This window comes from Kriegella aquimaris, assembly GCF_900103215.1.
GTDB lineage: Bacteria > Bacteroidota > Bacteroidia > Flavobacteriales > Flavobacteriaceae > Kriegella > Kriegella aquimaris.
The window spans coordinates 143,948-163,783 of record NZ_FNGV01000012.1; the positions used below are offsets into that span (position 1 = coordinate 143,948).

The following is a 19,836-nucleotide window of genomic DNA, read 5'->3' on the forward strand; positions in this document are numbered from 1 at the left end:
AAGACAAATTTCCAATACCCTAACTTTTTTTTAATATTTTTTTCATAATCCTATTATTTTTGGATTTATTTTGCGATATAAATACTTTATCATGGATTTTAGCGATAATCGAGTTTTGACAGAAAATCTCAGAATGGGAGATGAAAAGGCTTATATGTTCTTGTTGGACAAATTTCATAGACAGCTACATGCCTACGCCCTAACCCTGACACACGATCCAGCTATGGCTCAAGATATTGTTCAAAATGTGTTTTTAAAAACTTGGAAGTCGAGAAAAAAGTTAAATCCCAATTTTTCTATTCGTAGTTTCTTATACAAATCCGTTTACAATGAATTCATAAATACCTATCAGAAAAATAAGGCCATGATGCTTTTGCATCAAAAATATGTCGAGTCGACCCACGAAGTTGTAGAGAATACCGACGAAAACGCCATTGCGAAAATGATTACCATCGTAAATACGGAAATTCAAAAACTACCTCCAAAATGTCAAAAGGTTTTTATCCTCAGTAAAAAGGAGGGTCTTACCAACAATGAAATATCGGAGCACCTTGATATTTCTACAAAAACAGTAGAAGCTCAGATAACGAAAGCTTTCGGAATTTTGAAAAGAAAATTAGGAAATAGATATGAAACCATATTATTGTTGATTTTTGGAAATAATTCCCAAAAAACCCAATTTCAATAATGTTAGGGTTTTGAGGTTTGATATTGATGCCTAGACAATTGCCTTCACATCCAAGTAACTGAAGTAACCGCTTTATTTTGGGCCATGAGCGATAAAACTTAAACATAATCTATGGGAATAATGTTAATTTAGTCTAAGGGAAAGGGTTGGTATTGCCATGCAACACAAGATATGTTCGAGACACAAAACTCCTTTATCTTTTCTAAACGTTTGAGGCATTATTGATTCTAAATGTCGGGAGTGCATGAAAAAGAAATGGCAAACGCTATCACCCGTGTTTTTTTGTTCCTTGAAAGGAAAAAATCAGACCCTTGCTTCCTTGCTGCGGTATTTCGGAAAATGATCAAAAAAATCCGATATTATTGGTCGATATTGAGCTAATGGCACGGCAAGTTTAATATAAAATTGTAAAAATGATAAAACAGAGTTTAATGATAAGGCAATCTGTATTAGTTATTCTTTCTATATTTTGGCCAATTTTGACTTTTTCTCAATTTCTTGGGCCTAAGGTCACGGCGGACTTTAATCAATCCAACAACATCCGTCAATATCTATGTAAGGTTGCCAGTGATATCACCCATAATTCCTTAAAAGACATCAATGATCTAACGAGTTGGGAGGCCGTTCGCGAGGAACGACACAAACAGTTTCTAGAGATGTTGGGTTTACAGGGAAAGCCTTTTGGGGGAAAAAGGTCCCCACTTAACGTAACAAAAACGGGCACCATTCAAAGAAAGGGTTATAGGATAGAAAAGTTGTACTATGAATCCTTACCAGGCCTATATGTACCCGCTAATCTCTACATTCCCGACGGAATTAAAAAACCGGTACCAGCCATATTATATGTCTGTGGCCATGCCCATACACAAAAACATAACTATCAGGCGCACGCGAAAAGTTTTGCCGAAAACGGTTTTGTATGCCTGATTATCGAAACCATTCAGCGCGGGGAGGTAAAAGGGGAACATTTAGGCCAAGAATCGAATGGCTGGTTCCATTGGTACAGCCGAGGCTACAATCCTGCCGGTGTAGAAGTATGGAATGGTATTCGCGGTTTAGATTTGTTATCCGCAATGCCAGAAGTGGATAAAAATAACATGGGTGTAACCGGCATTTCGGGAGGTGGCTCCCAAAGCTGGTATCTGCCGGCTGCAGACCCTCGGATAAAAGCTGCAGCAGCAGTTGCAGGCGCAAGTTCACTAGAAGGTCAAATAGCGCAAAAAACAATCGATGACCATTGCGACTGTATGATGCCTATCAATACCTATGGCATCGACTTCTCCGACATCGGAGCACTGATCGCTCCGCGGCCGTTTATGATCGCACAGCCCGATCGTGATTTGTACTATTCCATAGAGGCGGTACATACCTTGTACGACAAAACAAAACGCATATATTCCGTCTACGGAAGACCCGAAAATTTGATTATGAAAGATGCCACGGGAGGACATAGTTATGGGTCGAAAGAAGAACTGCGACCTGAAATTCTCGCTTTTTTCATAAAGGAATTAAAAGGAAAAAATGTCAAACCGGAAGCCCTTGGCAAAATTGATACAACCAAGGAACTTTCCGAGGAAGAATTAAAAGCTTATGTAAATGGTGTGCCAAAGGACGATGGGACGAAAACCATACAGGATTCGTTCGTGGAGTTGGCCACACCACCTGTAATCGAAACAATCGATCAACTCGATTCTTATAGAAGCGAAGTAAAAACCTTTTTGAAAGAAAAGACATTCGGTGCTTTTCCCAATGAACCCCACCCGTTGGATATGCGATTGGATTTTATATCATCAAGTAAATCAGGCAATGAAAGAAAAGACTACAGCTTCGTTTCCGAGGAAGGCTGGCGCTTGAAGGTCTCTCTTCAAACCGGCCAACCAACTGATAAGAACCGACCACTTTTAGTAGTATTAAAAAATCCTAACGAAGAACGTTATGAATCGCCTTCCTTGACCGCTGGTCTCCAAGAGAAAATGATTGTTGCCTATTTTGAGGCCAGGGGAATCGGAGATACGGGCTGGTCACCATCACAGCAATGGCATATTCGAAGGGCAGCGGCTTGGACAGGAAGAACAATCGCCTCAATGAGGGTCTACGACGTGCTCAGGTGTTTGAAGGCCGTTCGTACTATTCCAGGAGTTGACTCTAGTAATATCAATATTCTCGCTCACGGCGAATTGGCGGCCATAGCTCCCTATGCGGCCCTATTGGACGGTAATGTAAAAACACTTTTGCTTAAAGATTCCCCAGAGACCCAGAACATGCCTAGCGACCCTACGGGTAAAGGCGAAGCCATAGAAATGCTCAATTGTTTACGGGTTACCGATTTGGCGCAAGTGGCAGGTTTGCAATTTCCTAATGAATTGGTTATCATCGGCAATCAGCCCAAAACATATGAGTGGACCGAAAACCTGTTCAAAAATTTAGATAGGCCCGATGCCTACAAGATAGTTCAAAAAGCATCCCAGTGGTAGAATCGCAGGTTTTATGAGTATTTTAAAAAGTCATTCCTAAATCAATGAATGATAAATTTTTTGGTATGGATTTTATTGATAATCCGAAAAATTGTAAAAAAGAATTTACTATTAATCAACGGATCACATGCGTGCAATACAATTTTTACGCCTTCAATATCCTTACTTCGACTAAACGTACACGCTTTTTCAATCAATCACATAAAACCTGCAGCCAAAATCAGGAATTATTGATTAGAAGTTAAATTCGTTTTTCCATATCCTATTTCATTTCAAAACGCAACAAATAGGTTTGTCCCTTTCCGCCATTCATGGCTATCCCCCAACCCGGGCTTTCTGTTTCCGGATTGCCATCTTCAAGATGTGGGCGGTACAATCCCGGTGCTTTGGGAATTTGCGTCAAGTTATTTTGGATAGCCGAAAAATGAACGCCGTCTTCGGCATAATTAATAGATTTACCAATAGAAGCTAAAGAGGCCACACCTTTATTTTTTTTCCAAATCAACACTTCGTGGCTTTTATCCAAAAGCGAACCATCATGCTTAACAAATGGCCCTTCCGGAATATCGGCATACGCGACTCCCATTTCTGTAAGCCCCGGTCCGTTTTCGCCATGACTAAGTGACCTTCCCTTATAATACAACCATATTTTGTCATCTTTAATCATCAAACTGGCGTCGTCAATTCGATAACTATCAAAATCTTCGGCAGAATCACTAATATTCAAAACAGGGTTGTTCTTCACTCTTTTGAAGGGACCGTCAGGACTATCAGCTACGGCTAGGCCTATTGCCGTAAAATCATTTTTAGAATTATTTTCAAATAGTCCTTCAGAGTTTCCCGGTGTAGGCTTTACTCCTGTATAATACAGATAGTATTTTTCATTGCGTACCAGAATATTGGGTGTAAAAACAGCGGTGTGGTCAAAGGAATCCGCTGGCCCCACATCCAAGGCCATACCCTGCTCTTCCCAAGTATAGCCCTCATCTTTTGAGGTAGCATACCAAATCGTTGCCCAATATCCTGCGGTCGTCGGACTGTCCATACGGGAGTACCAGACGTAGTAGGTATCCTCGACTTTTATAATATCGCTGTTGTCTCGTCTGTTAAAAAGGCTGTCTCGCCCAATACCCTTGACCTCATCATAGGTAAAACTAATCGGTTCGCTGTTGGTATTAGGGACATTTACAACTTCTCTTTGGGGTTGTTCTTTATCTTTTGATTTACACCCCAATAGAAAAACTAATGCAACCATAAGGCAGACACTTGTGAAATATGGTATGTCTTTTTTCAATATTGTCATCGATTTCTTTCTTTAATTTCTTTTAATCAAAAGCCTTTTCAATATCTTCAATACTTACCCCAAAAACTTTTTCAATAATTGGATTCAAGGCAGTAACACCGCCCTCTATATGACAGGTCATCTGCACATGGCTGCCACTTTCACCGGACTTCAAAGCTAAAGCCGGAGAGGAAGTCTCGAGTTCATAAAAGGGCCCTAGTGTTTTTTCCCCAGGTGAAGGTGGACCATCATTATAAGAATTCACTACGTCTCCCGAGTAGGGTTCGTCCTGTATTTCCCATAAAGAATTTACATACTCCATTACACCTTCTGGTTTGTCATATTTTATAATGGTCAAGATACCATTTTCGGTATCATACGATCCTGCGATATTTTTTGCCCGCATGGGAGACAGCCCTATTTTACTCCGATATTTGCCGTCACCACTAAAAAATAGTACGTTTTCTTTGACAATCAATCTTTCTGGCGGTACCTTGCCAAAATAGGTATCGTTAACGACCATGCCCAGTTCTTTTTCATCACCGGAAACATAAGGTATAACAATAGTCGTATTCGGCGATGGGTTGAACATGCCCAACAACCAAATAGACAACAATCCGGTATCTTTTTTCCAATCTTGTTGTCCTGTATTTATCAATGTATTTGTGGTTCTATAGGCGACCGCTCTTATTTCGCCCAAGGTGTCGATACCAAGTTCTTTTCGTATTTCTTCTGTGGATAGTAAAGCTACTTCACGTTCAATGCCCAAATCAAATCGAAATCCGGAATAATTTACCAAAGAGGCTTTCTTGGTAAATACAACCTTGTTCGCGGCACTACTTTTGATATCGAAGGGTTCCAAATCAATAAGTCTTGGCGTTTGCCAAGTATCCAGCGTAAACTCAGCTCCTTTTTCAAAAAAAATGGAATATTGCCCTCCCTCGGGACCCAACCAAAAGCGCTCTTCACCGCCAAAGGCATTGATATGACCCAGCGTATCTTTCGATTCGAAAAGTTCCCTATTGATCCACCCGTAACTTCTTCCGTTTGCCCCCGACGAACTACTGGTCATTACTCGGCCCTGTAAGTTTGGCGCAAGGGCAACTTTGCTACTGCCCGATGAATCGGACAATTCTATTATCGGAGTATGGCTTTTCATAAAGCTTAAATCATCCGTATATGGAATGTAGTCAATAGAATTCACCGCATTCGTCGGTTCTTCGGCTTGTTTTTCTTTTTTATTTTGTTTACAGGATGCGATGACAATCACAAGACCTAATACGAATACAAATTTGGCGCTATTTATTTTCATAAACTCTATACTTATTTATTAGATTAGGGATACTGTCTTGCCCCATAAAATGATTCTTTGAAATTATTTTTTACTACCCCACCAATCTTCATTGGGCCGCCAATCGGGGGATAACATTTCTTGTCGTTGTCTCTCCAATCTTGGCATTAAATTGTTCCTATTATCACTAAGCTTTTGCTTCCATGCAGCTTCATCCCATAAAGGATCTGCTGTTGCATATTGCGTATCCATTTTTTTAAGCCAACCCATCAGTTCTTTCTTCATTTCAAGCATCGTAGCTTCTTTTTCACCTGACAAATCATAGATCTCCCCCAAGTCGGAATCTAGGTCATAGAGCTCCGTGTGACCATCCTCCCAATACTGAATAATTTTCCAGTTACCCTTTCGCATGATGGAAACGGGTTCACCACCCTGGTTTCCATAATGCGGATAGTGCCAATACAAGGCTCTATCGGCTATTGACTTTCCTTTAAGAAGTGGTTTGAGACTAACTCCGTCTGCATGGTGTTCTGGTTGAAGTGGAATATCCGCCAAATCCAAAAGTGTAGGAAACAAATCAGCACCGGAAACCGGCACTTCATTTTTAGCACCTTCTTGTAGCATCCATGGCACGTAAATAAAATAGGGCACTCGCAATCCGCCTTCCCATTGATAGCCCTTGCCACCACGAAGTTCCAGCTGGTTGGTAGAAAAATTATCGCCCGAGGTTACACCTCCATTATCAGAAGTAAAAACGACTACCGTATTTTTGTCGAGATTAAGCTCTTTCAGGGTGTTAAGTACACTTCCAACGGCTTCATCTACTTGCTCTATCAATCCGGCATAGACAGGGTTGTCTTGATACTTTCTAGCAGGTAGTACCCGCTCCATTTCAAAGCCTTTTTCAGCAATGCCCATACTGTCGGCCTTATTACGGTATTTTCCCCATTTCGCCTGCGAGGTCTGTATTGGGGAGTGTACCGCATAAAAAGAGAGATAGGCCAAAAATGTCGAATCTTTTTGTTCACGGATAAATGCAGAAGTTTCTTTGGCAAGTTTCATAGAAAGAGGCATGCCTTTCTCCTCTGGATAATCTTTCATTTGTGGGTTGTTGAAAGGAGAAAAATAACCTCCGCTGTATGGCCCGCCCTTTTCATAACCCCCTTGATTGACATCAAACCCATGATCGGTAGGAAGTGAATGATCCGCTTCGCTACCCAAATGCCATTTACCCGCGAAAAAAGTGGTGTATCCATTTTCTTTCAGTACTTCGGGCAAGGTCACATCTTCCTGATTTAAATGATGTTTGTAATCTGGGGGCAACAATTTGGTGTGCCGGTTCAGCTTTTTCCAAGCCCGCCCTGATTTTGCCCCCTCATATTGTGTGAGACCATGTCTTGCAGTAAACTGTCCGTTCAATAAACTTGCCCGTGACGGACTACAAACAGCACAGGTTGCATAGCCATTGGTAAAAATGGTGCCCGCCTTTGCCAACTCGTCAATATGAGGAGTCTCGTAATACGAGCTTCCCATAACGCTTAAATCGGCATAGCCCAAATCATCGACCACTATAAAAAGTATATTCGGTTTCTTGGTCGTTTCCACCGTTTCCTTTTTGTTTTCACATGAAATCAAAAACGCCATGGAAATACAACTTAAAATATACTTTATACTATGGAATCGCATTATCATTCTTTAGTCTTTTGTTGGTCTGATCCACATGCAGTGTCCACCGCCGGGGGCTATTTTTGCGTTGATGACAGTTCCTTTTTTCACCGTTCCTTTTCGCACCCGATAGGCCTCAGGATTGGTCTTAAAGTGAGTTTCATCAGTATCTTCATAATAGGTGATATCGTATTCCTTTCCCACATCCAAAAAATCCAAGGTGACAGGAAGCGTACCCCCTGGCTCATTATATACCGAGCCGACAAACCATGATTCACCATGTCTTCGAGCTGTAGTAATATAGGCGTCCATTTTGGCATGAAGTATTTTTGTTTCGTCCCATTTTCCCACGGGCATTTCTTTAATAAACTCAAAAAGGTCGCTTTTTTCGGCATAGGCTTCGGGAGCATCCGGAATACAAACGAGACCGCTAAAAATAATCAAGGTTCTAGCTGCTTCAGCGGTAACCGTGGTATATAAGTTTTGGGCCTTCGGTCCTTTTTCCCGTTCCCCTGCATTGATTCCGGTAATATCAAAACAACCGTTGTTCATATCAAGCGGACCCTGCAAAGCATTTATCAATGCCATTCTGATAAAAGCTTGTGGGGTGAACGAACGTCTTGAATCTTGTTGGGCATGGCAATATTCCTTGGTTATGGCATTAGGATAGGTTCTTGTGACACCTGTAAACGGCACTGGACTATCATGAAAATCTATTAAAAGCTTACTTGCTGCGCTCAACTGAATAGCATCCCTGGTAAAGGGAACATTACTGCCCATAAATCCGTATTTTATGCCCTTTGCACCCAATTTTTGATAATACGGAAAAAGTGCCTCGTCACCATAACTCCCCTGGCGTCTATCATAGTATAACAGTACAGACACCCCTTTATCATTGGCATAGTCCATAACCCTTTGCAAATCCAATTTATCGGACATCTCGATTTTCCCTTCGGAAACATCGGTATACCAGGCATCGTCGATCATAAAATATTCAATACCGTTCTCTGAAGCAAAATCGATAAATCGCAAATAGCTTTCCGTATCGATACCATAGGTAAACCCATCTGCTGTGGTATACCCATGTACGCGCCAGTCCCATAATGTTTTTCCCGGTCTGATCCACGATGGGTCTTCAAGGGCCAAAGGTGCTGCCACATTTTGGGGCACGGTATTCGTGAGCAGATCACCGATTTTTTCCTCCAATAGTATCAAGCGCCAAGGGGTCACCAGTTTGTTTTCTTGAAAAGTAAATTCATTGTTCGAAATAATTTTTTTTCTTTCTCGGTCGTATTCAAAATCGATTACCGAAAAACCCGGTGCACTGACCAAATCAGACTCGAGAAGTGATATAAATTGATTTTGATTCGTCTCTATGACCAAAGGCACCTGCCAACGATAGGGAATGGAATCCATCTCTGCAAAATCATTTATAACAATAGGTCCTTTGGGCATACTTTCCCCAGCCGGCATATAGATTTCATCGGTATTGGAAAGACCGTATTCTATAAAAAAAGCAGGTTTTATCTCTGTAGGCAAGTCATCGATTACAAAACGAAAAGCACTACCGCCGTCATAAGCCCGAACATACAAAGTAGCCGGAACACCTTCATAATCCAAAGACAGCTGTAGTTCGTTATAATGGTCCGTGATTTCACTGAACTGCCCCCAAACCGGATTCCAACTGTTCTTCTCTTCCTTAATATTGGTATTGATAACCGATACCATTTGCCTCGGTAAGATGGAAAGTTCAGAACTTGAAATTAGATTCTTCCCATTTCGGTTTATTGAATAAGTCAATATTCCTCCATTTTCAAAAAGCTGTATTCGGATTGCTTTATCAGGAGAACTTACCAATAGCTCTTTTTCAGTAACATTGCTACAACCAATTAGCACAACGGAGAGTATTATCAGTTTAAGTGACAATAGAACACCAAAGTCATTTTTTACCATATTCATTATTGTTTGTGGTTTACAATAATGCTAACCACTTCGCCCTTGGCACCCTTTTGGTATGGCGCAGATTACTAGTTATTGTAGATCATTTTCCAAATTAAAAGACTCCTATAAATTTTGACTTGACAGCTCAATTATTTTTTGAATTAATAAACAACCAGCTTTTTACCCTGCTCTATATCAACAGCGATGCCATCACTAAGTTGCCCGCCAACATATGTGGTCGGTTGGGGTTTATCGAAATCTACAAGCTGATATTTACGGTCTTCGACTACGGTAAACCATTCAGGAAATTGATTGATCCGTGCCCAATCAATGGGTAATTTAAGATTTGTTTTATGTCTCGGCGTATCAAAATAAAGCTTCCCGGTCCATGGCTTTTCGGCTGTTATAGAAATCAATAGTGAGTCTCCTTTTTGTTCTGCCCCCAACAACAGATCTTCTCTCCAAGGCTTAACATACAGCCCTTTACTTTTCCAAAGATTATACATAATAGAAGTTCTGGCAAAGTTACCATCGCCATGCCACCCCTCGATAACTCCGTCATCTTGTTGCTTGCCCCACATCACTTTTATTTCACTATCCATCCAATCTGCAACCTCAGCTTCGGGCATACGATTGTACAAATTCAGAGCACTTTCTATAGCATCTGCATAACCATCAGAACTCCCATTTTCCCAATCATGATTTCTATACTTGTTTAAGTTGGAAAATACTTTTATGATTGCGTCTTTATATTCCGGCTTACCGTCGAGTAAAGCAATCGCATAGTAACCGTTCAGCGTATAGCCCCAATTATCGGCAATGCGCTCTTGAACGATTTGACCTGTCTGTGGGTTTATGGCATCATAAAAAAATCCGTCTTCATTTCTACCTACTTCCAAAATTCTGTCCAGCATTTCATGTAATGGCTTTTGGTACGCTTCTTTTTTTTCAGGCTTGGCGAAACTGGTTGCCACATATAATTCGCAGAGACCCGAAATCAACTCACACCCATGGTCGCGGAGTCGTAGATATTCAAGATTTCGAGTCGGGTGGTGATCGCCCAGTAGATAATGATCACCAATTTTAATAGCCCAGTTCAAAAATTCAGCATCGCCCGTCATCCAGTATATTCTGGAAAGCGTTTGCAACAGCTCACCGTTCACTTCTTCCTGTGTAGAATTGCCCGAGCCACCTCTTTGTACCTGACCGGCGACATCCACTTCATTTTTTAAGTCGTACATCATTTCAATCATACGCTCTGACCAAGGACTTTCTCCCAGCCATTCGGTTAAAGGCAGCAATCCGTCTTTTACATATTCCGAAGTTCCGAAAATGATGCTTCCCATATCCAATTCCTGATTCTCAAAATCATTTTTAGAAAAGGAGTAGGTGTCGGGAAGTGAGTTTAGCCGAGAGGTCAATTGCTTTTCGGTACGAAGCATATCCAGCATTTTTCCATCAAATAATTGTTGATCCACAAAAAAGGAAGTAAGAACCATAAAAGGATAATTATCGGCTGCGGCATCTTTTGCATTCCATATATCCGTATCCCCATCTAGATTTCTAGGAATAAGCCCTGATTCGGGATCGCTGTGATTCAACCAACCCTGAACAAAATTTTCACAGCGAATAAAGCCTTCGTTAGCTGCGATAGCATTCTCTTGGGCCTTGTCAAAAAGCAAGTTGTCTTTTGCAGATATTTTAACCTTCGATTTTAAATCTGAGCAGGCTATACCAATTAAAGACAAGAGTGCAAGAAATGTAACTTTATTCATAATATACTCGTTATTTTAAATAGATACAGCGCTATAGATGGGACATAAATACATCGAATAATTTTTGCAACCCTCGACCCGAATCATCGGTAACAATTGAAAGGTTTGCTTGCTTCCCTTTGGATGCGTATTGTTTTTTCACAACATCAGCGTGCCAAGAAGACTGATCTTCGTCCGCATCTTTTTCTTGAACAATCATCATTTTCTTAGGAGCGAAAGCAGCCGACAAGTCTGGTAAGTCATAATTAGGCAAAGCCCCGGCCACGGTGAAAGGAATAAATTTGGGGTCATAACCTTTATCGGAAACAATGTTCTGAAATGAAGGCATAGGGTTTATTAGCGCTATTTTATCGAAATCAACACCCAAAATAGAGGTGTGTAATAAACTAGAGGCAAAGCCGCCTTTCGCCATTCCTATAATTTTCGTGTCACCAAGTTTTAGTTCGTCCTTACAAAATTGAAGTAGCGTTATTATAACTTCGGCATGAAGCGCTACCGTGCTTTTCCCATTTAATATTCCGGCAAACCACTGGTTGTACGAAGTATTGGAAAAATAAGCATCTCCTTTTAAATATCCTGGACCTAATTCACCAAACCCCGGTAAATCGGGAGCAATTACCGTTGCTCCATTTTTTACCAGTTCTAAAGGAAGCGCGTAAAGTGAATCTGATTTTTTTTCGTTCAGATTATCCAGATAAAGAACGGTTTGTCCGGAAGCCTGTTTGGGCTCAAAAGTCACAAAAGGAATTATTTTATGTTCCGATTGTACAATTAAATACTTATTCAAAAAATACGTTTCAAAGTCAGTCTGGCCTGAAAAAATCAATTTTCCGGTTTTATCGTTTGCCTCGAAGCCCGATATTTCTTTCACCTTTTTCTTCAACCCTTGTAAATGCTGGTCAAGGTTACTACGTTTTTCTTCTAATATATCTTTGTTCGATTGGGCGACGTTCCTATTGATATCGAACAAAAATTTACTTTGCAATGAGGTAGCAAGTTGACCTGTTTCGGTAACATGCAATTCCTGTACAGGAAAAGGAGTGGTTTCTTCATCTTTTGAATTCCCCGGATTGTCAAGATGTTTTTGAAAAAAAGCATACATGGCTTCCCTGTTTTTCAAAGTCGATTTATGACCGGCATTGTCTTCAATCTTAACAAGATTTTCCTCTTGACCAAAAGCTTTAAAAGCCTTTCGCGCCTCATCATAAGTATCTCGTGCGCCCTGAATACTAAAAATATCACGCGTTGTTGTTATCATCAGAGTAGGCTTGGGCGCCCTCACCTCTAAAAGGTCGGCATGATCTAAACCAAGGCGAATACCTCTAGGAAAGTTTTGTTCGGCATCTTGTGGCCCGCCAGATTTCAATTGGTATTCTAGGGTGGTGAGGTAACATTCAGGGGCAGCTGCTTTAATTCGCTCGTCGAAGGCCGCAATGTGTGAAGACTGGGTACCACCGCCAGACCGGCCCGTAATACCAATGCGGTCTTTGTCGACTTCTTTACGCGTCAACAGATAATCTACGGTACGAATACCATCCCATATCATATATTTAGACGAAGAGGATCCGTTGATAAAAAGTTGTGCGCCAGGGTATGAATGTTCTTGTGTGGAGCCAAAGCGTGATTTCCCCATTCCCTCATCAAAATATTGTATTCGTTCACCCTGACCGTAAGGGTCAAAAGCCAAAACGGCAAAACCCTTTTTAACCAAATTGAGAATAACATGTTGATAGACATCACTTCGAAACGCCAGATCCGTATGACCGCTACAGTAAATTATGGTTGGCAGATTTTTTCGTTTTCCTTCAGGCAAGAAAAAGGCTGCGGTAACCTTTACACCGGGCATGGATTCAAAATACAGTTTTTCTACGCTGTACCCCTCTTTTTTTATTTTCTTTACGATTACCGGATTTAACGGTGTTTTTTCAGGAAAGGGCCCTACGGATTCGTTCAATTTTTCTTTGACCAGCTCTTGGCGTACTATCCAGTCATTTATTGTTCGAAGCTCGGCTATATCTTGTTTTCTTTGGTCCAAACTTTGAAAAGACAGTTCACTTTGCTGCTTGTAGAGCACATTTTCAGCATCGGAATAATAAGTCCAGAAATCCAATACCGAATAATTGGTTTGGGAATACCCTGCAATGGACGAAAATAAAAATAGGAGAACAATGAATAATTGGGAGGTGTTTTTTTTATGCACGATGTAGTTTTTAAGCATGAATAATTAAATCAATTCGAAGTGCTTTCATCGCTAAAAATAGCCCATTTTACATCACAAAAAAAATATGTCTTACAACTTTAAAAATATGAACTCATTAGATACAAGTTTCTTTAGTTTAAGCTATACAAAATAATCCGTTCCTATAAATTTTTAGCCGCAATTTCATTATCTTAAGCTCTAAATCTTCGTTATGCCACTATTCACCTTAAATATCAACAACAAAGAACACCGGATCGACGTTGCGAAAGGTACTTCATTGCTTTGGGTTCTGCGGGAACATTTAGGATTGACCGGCACCAAATACAGTTGTGGTATTGCGCAATGTGGCGCCTGTACCGTTCACATAGACAATGCGCCGATGAAGGCCTGTGTGCTACCAATCGATAGTTTTGCCGATGGACAACGGATAACGACTATCGAGGGTTTATCGGAGAAGGGCGACCACCCCGTACAAAAAGCCTGGATCGAGGCGCAAGCCCCGCAATGCGGTTATTGCCAATCGGGACAGATTATGCAGGCGGTGGCCCTTTTGGAAGAAAATCCAAATCCGACAAGGGAGGAAATCAAAGAATACATGAATGGTATTCTCTGCAGGTGTGGAACCTATCTTCGAATCGTAAAAGCTATTGAATTGGCTGCTGAAAATAAAACGCCAATAACTTAAGAGCCATTAAAGCATCATGAAAACAGCGACAAAACACAGCAGCCGTAGAGAATTCTTAAAAACATCGAGTGGTGTGGCCCTTTTTATTGGGGTATCCGGTATTTTGCCCCAACTGGTTTCCTGTAAAAAGACAGATAAAGTCCGCGCTCAATTAGCAAAACATGAGCTTACTGCATGGGTACGAATAACGGAAGAGGGGGAGATAACTATTTACAACCCTGCGGCCGAAATGGGCCAGGGATCCATGACCTCTTTACCGGTACTTTTTGCCGAAGAAATGGACGCGGACTGGTCGAAGGTCAAAGTCGAATTTTCACCACAGGAAGTAGAAATTTATGGTTCAGAAGGATGGGCACCGGGAAGCAAGCTTATGTTTACCGTTGGAAGTCGAACGACCAAAAGTAATTATCCCGTGATGCGAAAAGCAGGGGCCCAGGCGCGTCATGTGCTAATGTACTCGGCTGCAAAACACTGGAATGTTCCCATTTCTGAACTAACTACTGCGAACAGTAATGTCATTCACGAACCTACGCATAGGGAACTGAGTTACGGAGCGCTAGTTCCATTTTTAAAAATGCCCGACATTCTACCCGATTTCACCGAAGACCAATACAAAAACCCGAAGGACTATAAATTAGTGGGAAAGAGGATACCTCGAACTGAAATTCCGGTTAAGGTAAATGGTACGGCGCAGTTTGCCATAGACATTCGATTGCCCAATATGGTTTATGGTGTACTTGAACGAGGAAATCTACACGGCTCGCAGCCTACACTGAATAATCAAACGGAAATTCTAGCATTGGAGGGCGTTCTAAAAGTAATCCCGTTCGATTATGCCATTGGTATAACTGCAACCACCTTAGAAGCCGCATTGAATGCAAAAAAGAGATTGAAAATAGATTGGAGCGAGTCACAGGCTACAGGTTACAACTCTCAAGAAATCTACCATGACTATGAAAAAATTGCTGATAGCAAAAAAAACGGTAAAATAATTACAGAACAGGGCGATGTAAAAAAAGCGATGCGTACAGCTGCAAAAACATACCGTACCGACTTTAAAAACGACTATGTTTATCACGCCCAAATGGAACCTTTGAATGCCGTGATACAAGTTTCGGCCTATTTTAATAGCGCAGAAGTCTGGGTCGGCAGCCAACAAGGTACGGATACGAAGTTGGGCGTACCTAAACTTTTAAATATTGCTCCTGAGAATGTAAATGTGCATTTGCAATATTTAGGCGGAGGGTTCGGCAGAAGGAGTATGAACGATTTTGTTGAAGAATGTGCCCTTTTGGCAAAAGAGATGGCGCCACGTCCCGTAAAATTGATATGGACCCGCGAAGATGATGTTACGCATGGGGCCTTTCGACCCTTGACCTTGCAGCGGTTGACCGCTAGTACGGATAAAGATGGTGCAATTACCGGACTTTCCCATTTTGTGATAGGTGATGGGGGTAATCTGGTAGCCAGTGGCATAAAAAACCACCATTATAATATTCCCAATCAATGGGCCGAATGGCGGGAAACTTCACATGGTGTACGTCTAAAACATTGGCGTTCCGTTGGTCATGGCACTAATAAGTTTGCGATTGAATGTCTGTTGGATGAAATCGCCATGGACCAAGGAGCCGACCCCATCGAGCTTCGGAGAAAATTAATGGTGAAATCGCCAAGGGCATTGGCCACCTTGGAAAAAGCTACGGAAATATCGGATTGGAACGGACCAGAAAAGGCAGGACGCGCCAAAGGAGTGGCCTTTGCAGAACATGGATCCTTGGGTACGGGCGTCTGTGAAATTTCTGTGGACCAGAAAACTGGAAAAATAAAGGTACATCGGTTCTGGGTCGCCTTGGACGCGGGGGTAATTGTGCAACCTGACAATGTAAAAGCACAAATGGAAGGAGGCCTGATCATGGGAATGAGCAGCGTACTCAAAGAACAAATCACTATTGTAGACGGACGGGTACAGCAATCCAATTTTGATGACTACCAATTATTACGGATGGAAGATATTCCCGAAAGTATTGAAACCGCCTTGATACCCTCGACCTCAATTCCTGAAGGTGTAGGTGAAACGGCAACTCCACTTGTAGCCTGCGCTATAGCTAATGCTTTTTTACGATTAACGGGCAAACCGTTGAGGCACCTTCCTTTTACCCCCGAGCGGGTGTTGGCCGTTTTAAACGGTTAAAAAAAATACATTCCTCAAATGATAAACGTACATAAAAAAGCCATTTTAAAAAATTGTAAAAAGGCTTTTTTTATCATACAACCTTTCCAAACAATACCGTCCACTGTGCCGACACCTACCTCCATTTCATTTTGTATCGTACCCGATAAAAACAAAATTAGTTATTTCGTAAACTAACGGACTTGAGTAAATATTAAAGGAGCCGCCATTTTCGCTCAGTTTTCATTAGTTTTAAACCAGCTTGAGTATAAAACAAATTAACTGACTAGTACTCATTAAATTTTAAGATTAAACCTGATCTATTTTACAATGAACACTAAAATATCATTTTACAAAGTTATTCAGCGCTTTAAACATCTTAGTGATTGGTCCCTTAACCAGGAAAAACTACGTGTAAGACAATGCCTAGTATATTTTGCCTTTGTTCTTTTTATTGGTCTTGGAAATGTGTATTCGCAAGATATGCCCAAATTATCAGAAGAATTACGCTTACACCGGTTAGCACCGGCTACAGGCAAAATCAATGTCGTTATCGATACTGACACCTATAACGAAATTGATGATCAATTTGCCGTTGTCTATGCGCTGTTATCCCCGGAACAAATGAAAGTACAAGCGATTTATGCAGCTCCTTACTTAAATAATCGTTCGGTAAGTCCCCGAGATGGTATGCAAAAAAGTCACGAAGAAATTCTTAGGTTAATGGAAAAATTGGGGATAAATCCGAAAGGTTTGGTACATAAGGGTTCAGAAGATTTTTTAAAAGACTATACCCAACCATTGCAAAGTGATGCCGCGAAAGACCTGATAAAAAAAGCAATGGCATCTGAAGGTCCATTGTATGTGCTCACTTTGGGTGCACCTACAAATGTGGCTTCTGCCATTTTATTGGAGCCCAAGATTATTAACAAAATTGTAGTCGTTTGGTTGGGAGGTAAAGGACTCGATTGGAAAACTGCCTATGAATTCAACCTTAAACAAGATTTGCTGTCGTCTAAAGTACTTTTTGATTCCGGGGTGCCACTCATTCAGTTGCCCACCGAACCGGTAACCTCACATCTTCAAACGACCATACCCGAGTTAGAAACCTATTTAAAGGGGCAAGGAGCTATTGGCGATTATTTAATCGATATTTTCAAAGCTTACCATAAAGATCATTATGCATATTCTAAAATTATCTGGGATATTTCTGCAATTGCCTATGCCGTAAACCCCTCTTGGTTTCAATCAGAAATTAGGCATGCCCCCATTTTGACAGATCAAATAACATATAGTTTTGATAACTCAAGACATTTCTACCGTACCGTTACCTTTCTTAATCGCGATAAGATTTTCGGCGATATGTTTCGCAAAATACAACAGCATCAGAAATAATTGAAAACAAGAATGAAGCAAGTAAAAATATGTCTATCCTTTTGGATTTTATCCATAACTACCATTTTAGGTGTTCAGGGTCAGGCCCTCACTTTTGCAAAACCCTTAGATGTAAGTAATGGAACAGTGTCGGGTGTTTCTTGTGTTGATTCGGAAGATATTAATGGTGATGGTCTTATTGACATTGTTGTGCTAGAGGGCGGTGTTCACGCCGAAGACCGCGCGACCCTAGCTTGGTTCGAGCAAAACAAATCTGGAGAATGGAATCGGCATAATTTCAGTATTCCCACCGCTTTAGATGATTTTATCGGTTCCGCGCGATGTGGTGATGTAGATAACGATGGTGACATCGATTTGATTTTTAGTAACGATGGGCACTCAACCGGGCCTATAAATGTTTATCTCCTTGAGAATCCCGGTAAAAAGAAAGTTAATGACCCATGGAGTTTTCATCTAATATCAAGTATTGATGGGTTTCATGCCAATGATATGCGACTTGCAGATATGGATGCCGATGGAAAGCTTGACGTAATTGTAAGACATAAAAATCCAGAATCGGTAAAGATTGTTTTTCAGAATAAGATTGATGAATGGCAGACCGTAACCGCTTATACGGGCCAAGCAGGGGAAGGGCTGGCCATTGGAGATATTAATTCAGATGGTTCTCCTGATATTACCATGACCGGACATTGGTTCAGAACGCCTGAAAATCCGCGTACCGAATCTTACGAAAGATTTGATATCGAATCTGGCTATAAAAGCATAAACCCCGCGACTAAGGAAGAAGTGGGAGACATAAACAATGATGGCAGATTAGATGTTGTACTTTCGCCTGCCGAGCACTTCAAAAAATATGGTGGTGAAAATTATGACCTTGCTTGGTATGAAGGTCCTGAAAATCCGGAAGAAGTCAAGGAATGGCGAAAACATATAGTAAAATCGAATTATAACAAAGCACATTGCGCAAAATTGGCCGATTTTGACAATGATGGCGATTTAGACATCCTTTCTGCCGTAGCTTGGGACAATCGGGAAATTAGAATTTTCATCAACGACAAAGGTGAATTTAAGAATTCGGTACTAGTGGCCGAAGGAAAAGGAATTTATTCGGGTAGTGTTGTTGACATCGATGGTGATGGCGATTTTGATATTGTAGGAGAAGATAAATATGCTCAAGACGCAAAGCCTTGGATACATAGAAATATGATAAAAAAGTAATGTGTATGAAAAGAAGAAATTTCATCAAACATTCTACATATTCGGCGACGGCGCTTTTAATTTTACCACAAACAGGCTTGTGGCCCACCAGAGCCAAAAAATTAGAGCGTATTGGTTTGACCACCGTTATTTTTCGCAATCAATTTGAGTTGACCAAGCCTAGCAATCAAGAATTAAAGAATGAATTAACCCTTCATGAAATACCCGAATATTTCGCAGATAGATTCGGTGTGCATAATGTAGAAATCTGGACTAAACATTTTGAAACAACCAGCAAACCATATTTAAAAGATTTAAAGAGAGCACTTAAGCGAAACGGCTCCAAATTAATCAATTTACAAAGCGAAGGAAAATTCGACCCCTCTGATATCGTTGAAGAAAATCGATTAAAAGCTATCGCGGAAATCAAAGAATGGATAGACATTGCTGCCTTTCTTGAGTCTGAATCGGTTCGAATAAGAACCATGCATATATCTTATGAGAAAGCAGGGTCTTCGTTGAAGGAAATAGCAAAATACGCCCAAACGAGGGGCATTGGTGTGCTGGTCGAAAATCATAATGACCTATTTTCTGAAACAAAAAACCATTTGAAGATTATTAATGATGTTTCGCAAACTAATTTGGCATTACTCGCAGATTTTGGTAATCTCAAACCAGATATAAGATACGACGCCCTAGAAAAAATAGCCCCTTACACCAAGTTGATTTCCGCAAAGACCAAAGATTTCACCGATCAGATGCAACATATATCCTTTGACTTTGAAAAATGTATCCGAATTTTTGAAAAGGCTGGTTATAAAGGAATATACTCTTGTGAACAATGGGGAAAAGCCGACTTGAGCTATAATTATGAAAAAATAACGGATTGGATGATTGAAAGAACCGTAAATAATATTTAGATCAGTCATGATAAACTACCCAGAACTTTTCCAATAAAATATTTCCACCACCATACGTTCCATACCACCTACTTTTCTCAATACCAAGACTTAGGGAATGGAAAAATTCACTTCAAAAACACCAAAGATTTAGTATCTTGTAGAGGACATTTC

At 40.8% G+C, this 19,836-nt stretch carries 13 protein-coding genes; 7 read left to right on the forward strand and 6 right to left on the reverse strand.

Annotation, left to right across the window (positions count from 1 at the left end; genetic code table 11):
- Nucleotides 1–91: 91 nt before the first annotated feature.
- Complete coding sequence (locus BLS33_RS19120; RefSeq protein WP_089893481.1) at nucleotides 92–688, forward strand: RNA polymerase sigma factor; 597 nt, start codon at nucleotides 92–94, stop codon at nucleotides 686–688.
- Between the two features lie 413 nt (nucleotides 689–1,101).
- Nucleotides 1,102–3,162, forward strand: coding sequence for an alpha/beta hydrolase family protein (locus tag BLS33_RS19125; protein WP_143017648.1), 2,061 nt, complete (start codon nucleotides 1,102–1,104; stop codon nucleotides 3,160–3,162).
- Nucleotides 3,163–3,424: 262 nt separating this feature from the next.
- Here the strand turns inward: BLS33_RS19125 and BLS33_RS19135 are convergent, their stop codons facing one another.
- The 6 genes from BLS33_RS19135 to BLS33_RS19160 form a co-directional block, all read right to left on the reverse strand.
- A complete protein-coding gene (locus BLS33_RS19135; protein ID WP_089893490.1) occupies nucleotides 3,425–4,465 on the reverse strand; it encodes a family 43 glycosylhydrolase in 1,041 nt (346 codons plus the stop codon).
- 22 nt (nucleotides 4,466–4,487) lie between these two features.
- Nucleotides 4,488–5,756, reverse strand: coding sequence for a DUF6786 family protein (locus BLS33_RS19140; protein ID WP_218129606.1), 1,269 nt, complete (start codon nucleotides 5,754–5,756; stop codon nucleotides 4,488–4,490).
- Nucleotides 5,757–5,819: 63 nt separating this feature from the next.
- The gene (locus tag BLS33_RS19145; RefSeq protein WP_245731560.1) at nucleotides 5,820–7,379 is read right to left on the reverse strand and encodes a sulfatase; all 1,560 of its coding nucleotides are present in this window, start codon (nucleotides 7,377–7,379) and stop codon (nucleotides 5,820–5,822) included.
- Nucleotides 7,380–7,430: 51 nt separating this feature from the next.
- Nucleotides 7,431–9,359 (reverse strand): glycoside hydrolase family 97 protein, encoded by a 1,929-nt coding sequence (locus BLS33_RS19150; RefSeq protein ID WP_218129607.1) that lies wholly within the window; start codon nucleotides 9,357–9,359, stop codon nucleotides 7,431–7,433.
- A 143-nt stretch (nucleotides 9,360–9,502) separates the two neighbouring features.
- Complete coding sequence (locus tag BLS33_RS19155) at nucleotides 9,503–11,116, reverse strand: hypothetical protein (protein WP_089893498.1); 1,614 nt, start codon at nucleotides 11,114–11,116, stop codon at nucleotides 9,503–9,505.
- Between the two features lie 31 nt (nucleotides 11,117–11,147).
- Nucleotides 11,148–13,316: an alpha/beta hydrolase family protein gene (locus BLS33_RS19160; RefSeq protein ID WP_176801451.1), complete on the reverse strand. Its 2,169-nt coding sequence runs from the start codon at nucleotides 13,314–13,316 to the stop codon at nucleotides 11,148–11,150.
- Nucleotides 13,317–13,527: 211 nt separating this feature from the next.
- Between BLS33_RS19160 and BLS33_RS19165 the strand changes: the two genes are divergently transcribed.
- From BLS33_RS19165 to BLS33_RS19185, 5 genes are all read left to right on the forward strand, one after another.
- A complete protein-coding gene (locus BLS33_RS19165; RefSeq protein WP_089893504.1) occupies nucleotides 13,528–14,001 on the forward strand; it encodes a (2Fe-2S)-binding protein in 474 nt (157 codons plus the stop codon).
- Nucleotides 14,002–14,017: 16 nt separating this feature from the next.
- On the forward strand, nucleotides 14,018–16,192 hold the full coding sequence (locus BLS33_RS19170; protein ID WP_089893506.1) for a xanthine dehydrogenase family protein molybdopterin-binding subunit: 2,175 nt from the start codon (nucleotides 14,018–14,020) through the stop codon (nucleotides 16,190–16,192).
- A 309-nt stretch (nucleotides 16,193–16,501) separates the two neighbouring features.
- Nucleotides 16,502–17,566 carry a nucleoside hydrolase gene (locus tag BLS33_RS19175; protein ID WP_218129608.1) on the forward strand — a complete coding sequence of 355 codons (1,065 nt, stop codon included), beginning with the start codon at nucleotides 16,502–16,504 and terminating at the stop codon, nucleotides 17,564–17,566.
- Nucleotides 17,567–17,578: 12 nt separating this feature from the next.
- Nucleotides 17,579–18,784: an FG-GAP repeat domain-containing protein gene (locus BLS33_RS19180; RefSeq protein ID WP_089893508.1), complete on the forward strand. Its 1,206-nt coding sequence runs from the start codon at nucleotides 17,579–17,581 to the stop codon at nucleotides 18,782–18,784.
- A 5-nt stretch (nucleotides 18,785–18,789) separates the two neighbouring features.
- Complete coding sequence (locus BLS33_RS19185) at nucleotides 18,790–19,683, forward strand: sugar phosphate isomerase/epimerase family protein (protein ID WP_176801452.1); 894 nt, start codon at nucleotides 18,790–18,792, stop codon at nucleotides 19,681–19,683.
- The last annotated feature ends 153 nt before the right edge of the window (nucleotides 19,684–19,836 follow it).

Excerpts from the sequence above, each read along its gene's own strand:
- BLS33_RS19120 (WP_089893481.1), top strand. The coding sequence starts at position 92 with ATGGATTTTAGCGATAATCGAGTTTTGACAGAAAATCTCAGAATGGGA.
- BLS33_RS19125 (WP_143017648.1), top strand. The coding sequence starts at position 1,102 with ATGATAAAACAGAGTTTAATGATAAGGCAATCTGTATTAGTTATTCTT.
- BLS33_RS19135 (WP_089893490.1), bottom strand. The coding sequence starts at position 4,465 with ATGACAATATTGAAAAAAGACATACCATATTTCACAAGTGTCTGCCTT.
- BLS33_RS19140 (WP_218129606.1), bottom strand. The coding sequence starts at position 5,756 with ATGAAAATAAATAGCGCCAAATTTGTATTCGTATTAGGTCTTGTGATT.
- BLS33_RS19145 (WP_245731560.1), bottom strand. The coding sequence starts at position 7,379 with ATGGCGTTTTTGATTTCATGTGAAAACAAAAAGGAAACGGTGGAAACG.
- BLS33_RS19150 (WP_218129607.1), bottom strand. The coding sequence starts at position 9,359 with ATGAATATGGTAAAAAATGACTTTGGTGTTCTATTGTCACTTAAACTG.
- BLS33_RS19155 (WP_089893498.1), bottom strand. The coding sequence starts at position 11,116 with ATGAATAAAGTTACATTTCTTGCACTCTTGTCTTTAATTGGTATAGCC.
- BLS33_RS19165 (WP_089893504.1), top strand. The coding sequence starts at position 13,528 with ATGCCACTATTCACCTTAAATATCAACAACAAAGAACACCGGATCGAC.
- BLS33_RS19170 (WP_089893506.1), top strand. The coding sequence starts at position 14,018 with ATGAAAACAGCGACAAAACACAGCAGCCGTAGAGAATTCTTAAAAACA.
- BLS33_RS19175 (WP_218129608.1), top strand. The coding sequence starts at position 16,502 with ATGAACACTAAAATATCATTTTACAAAGTTATTCAGCGCTTTAAACAT.
- BLS33_RS19180 (WP_089893508.1), top strand. The coding sequence starts at position 17,579 with ATGAAGCAAGTAAAAATATGTCTATCCTTTTGGATTTTATCCATAACT.
- BLS33_RS19185 (WP_176801452.1), top strand. The coding sequence starts at position 18,790 with ATGAAAAGAAGAAATTTCATCAAACATTCTACATATTCGGCGACGGCG.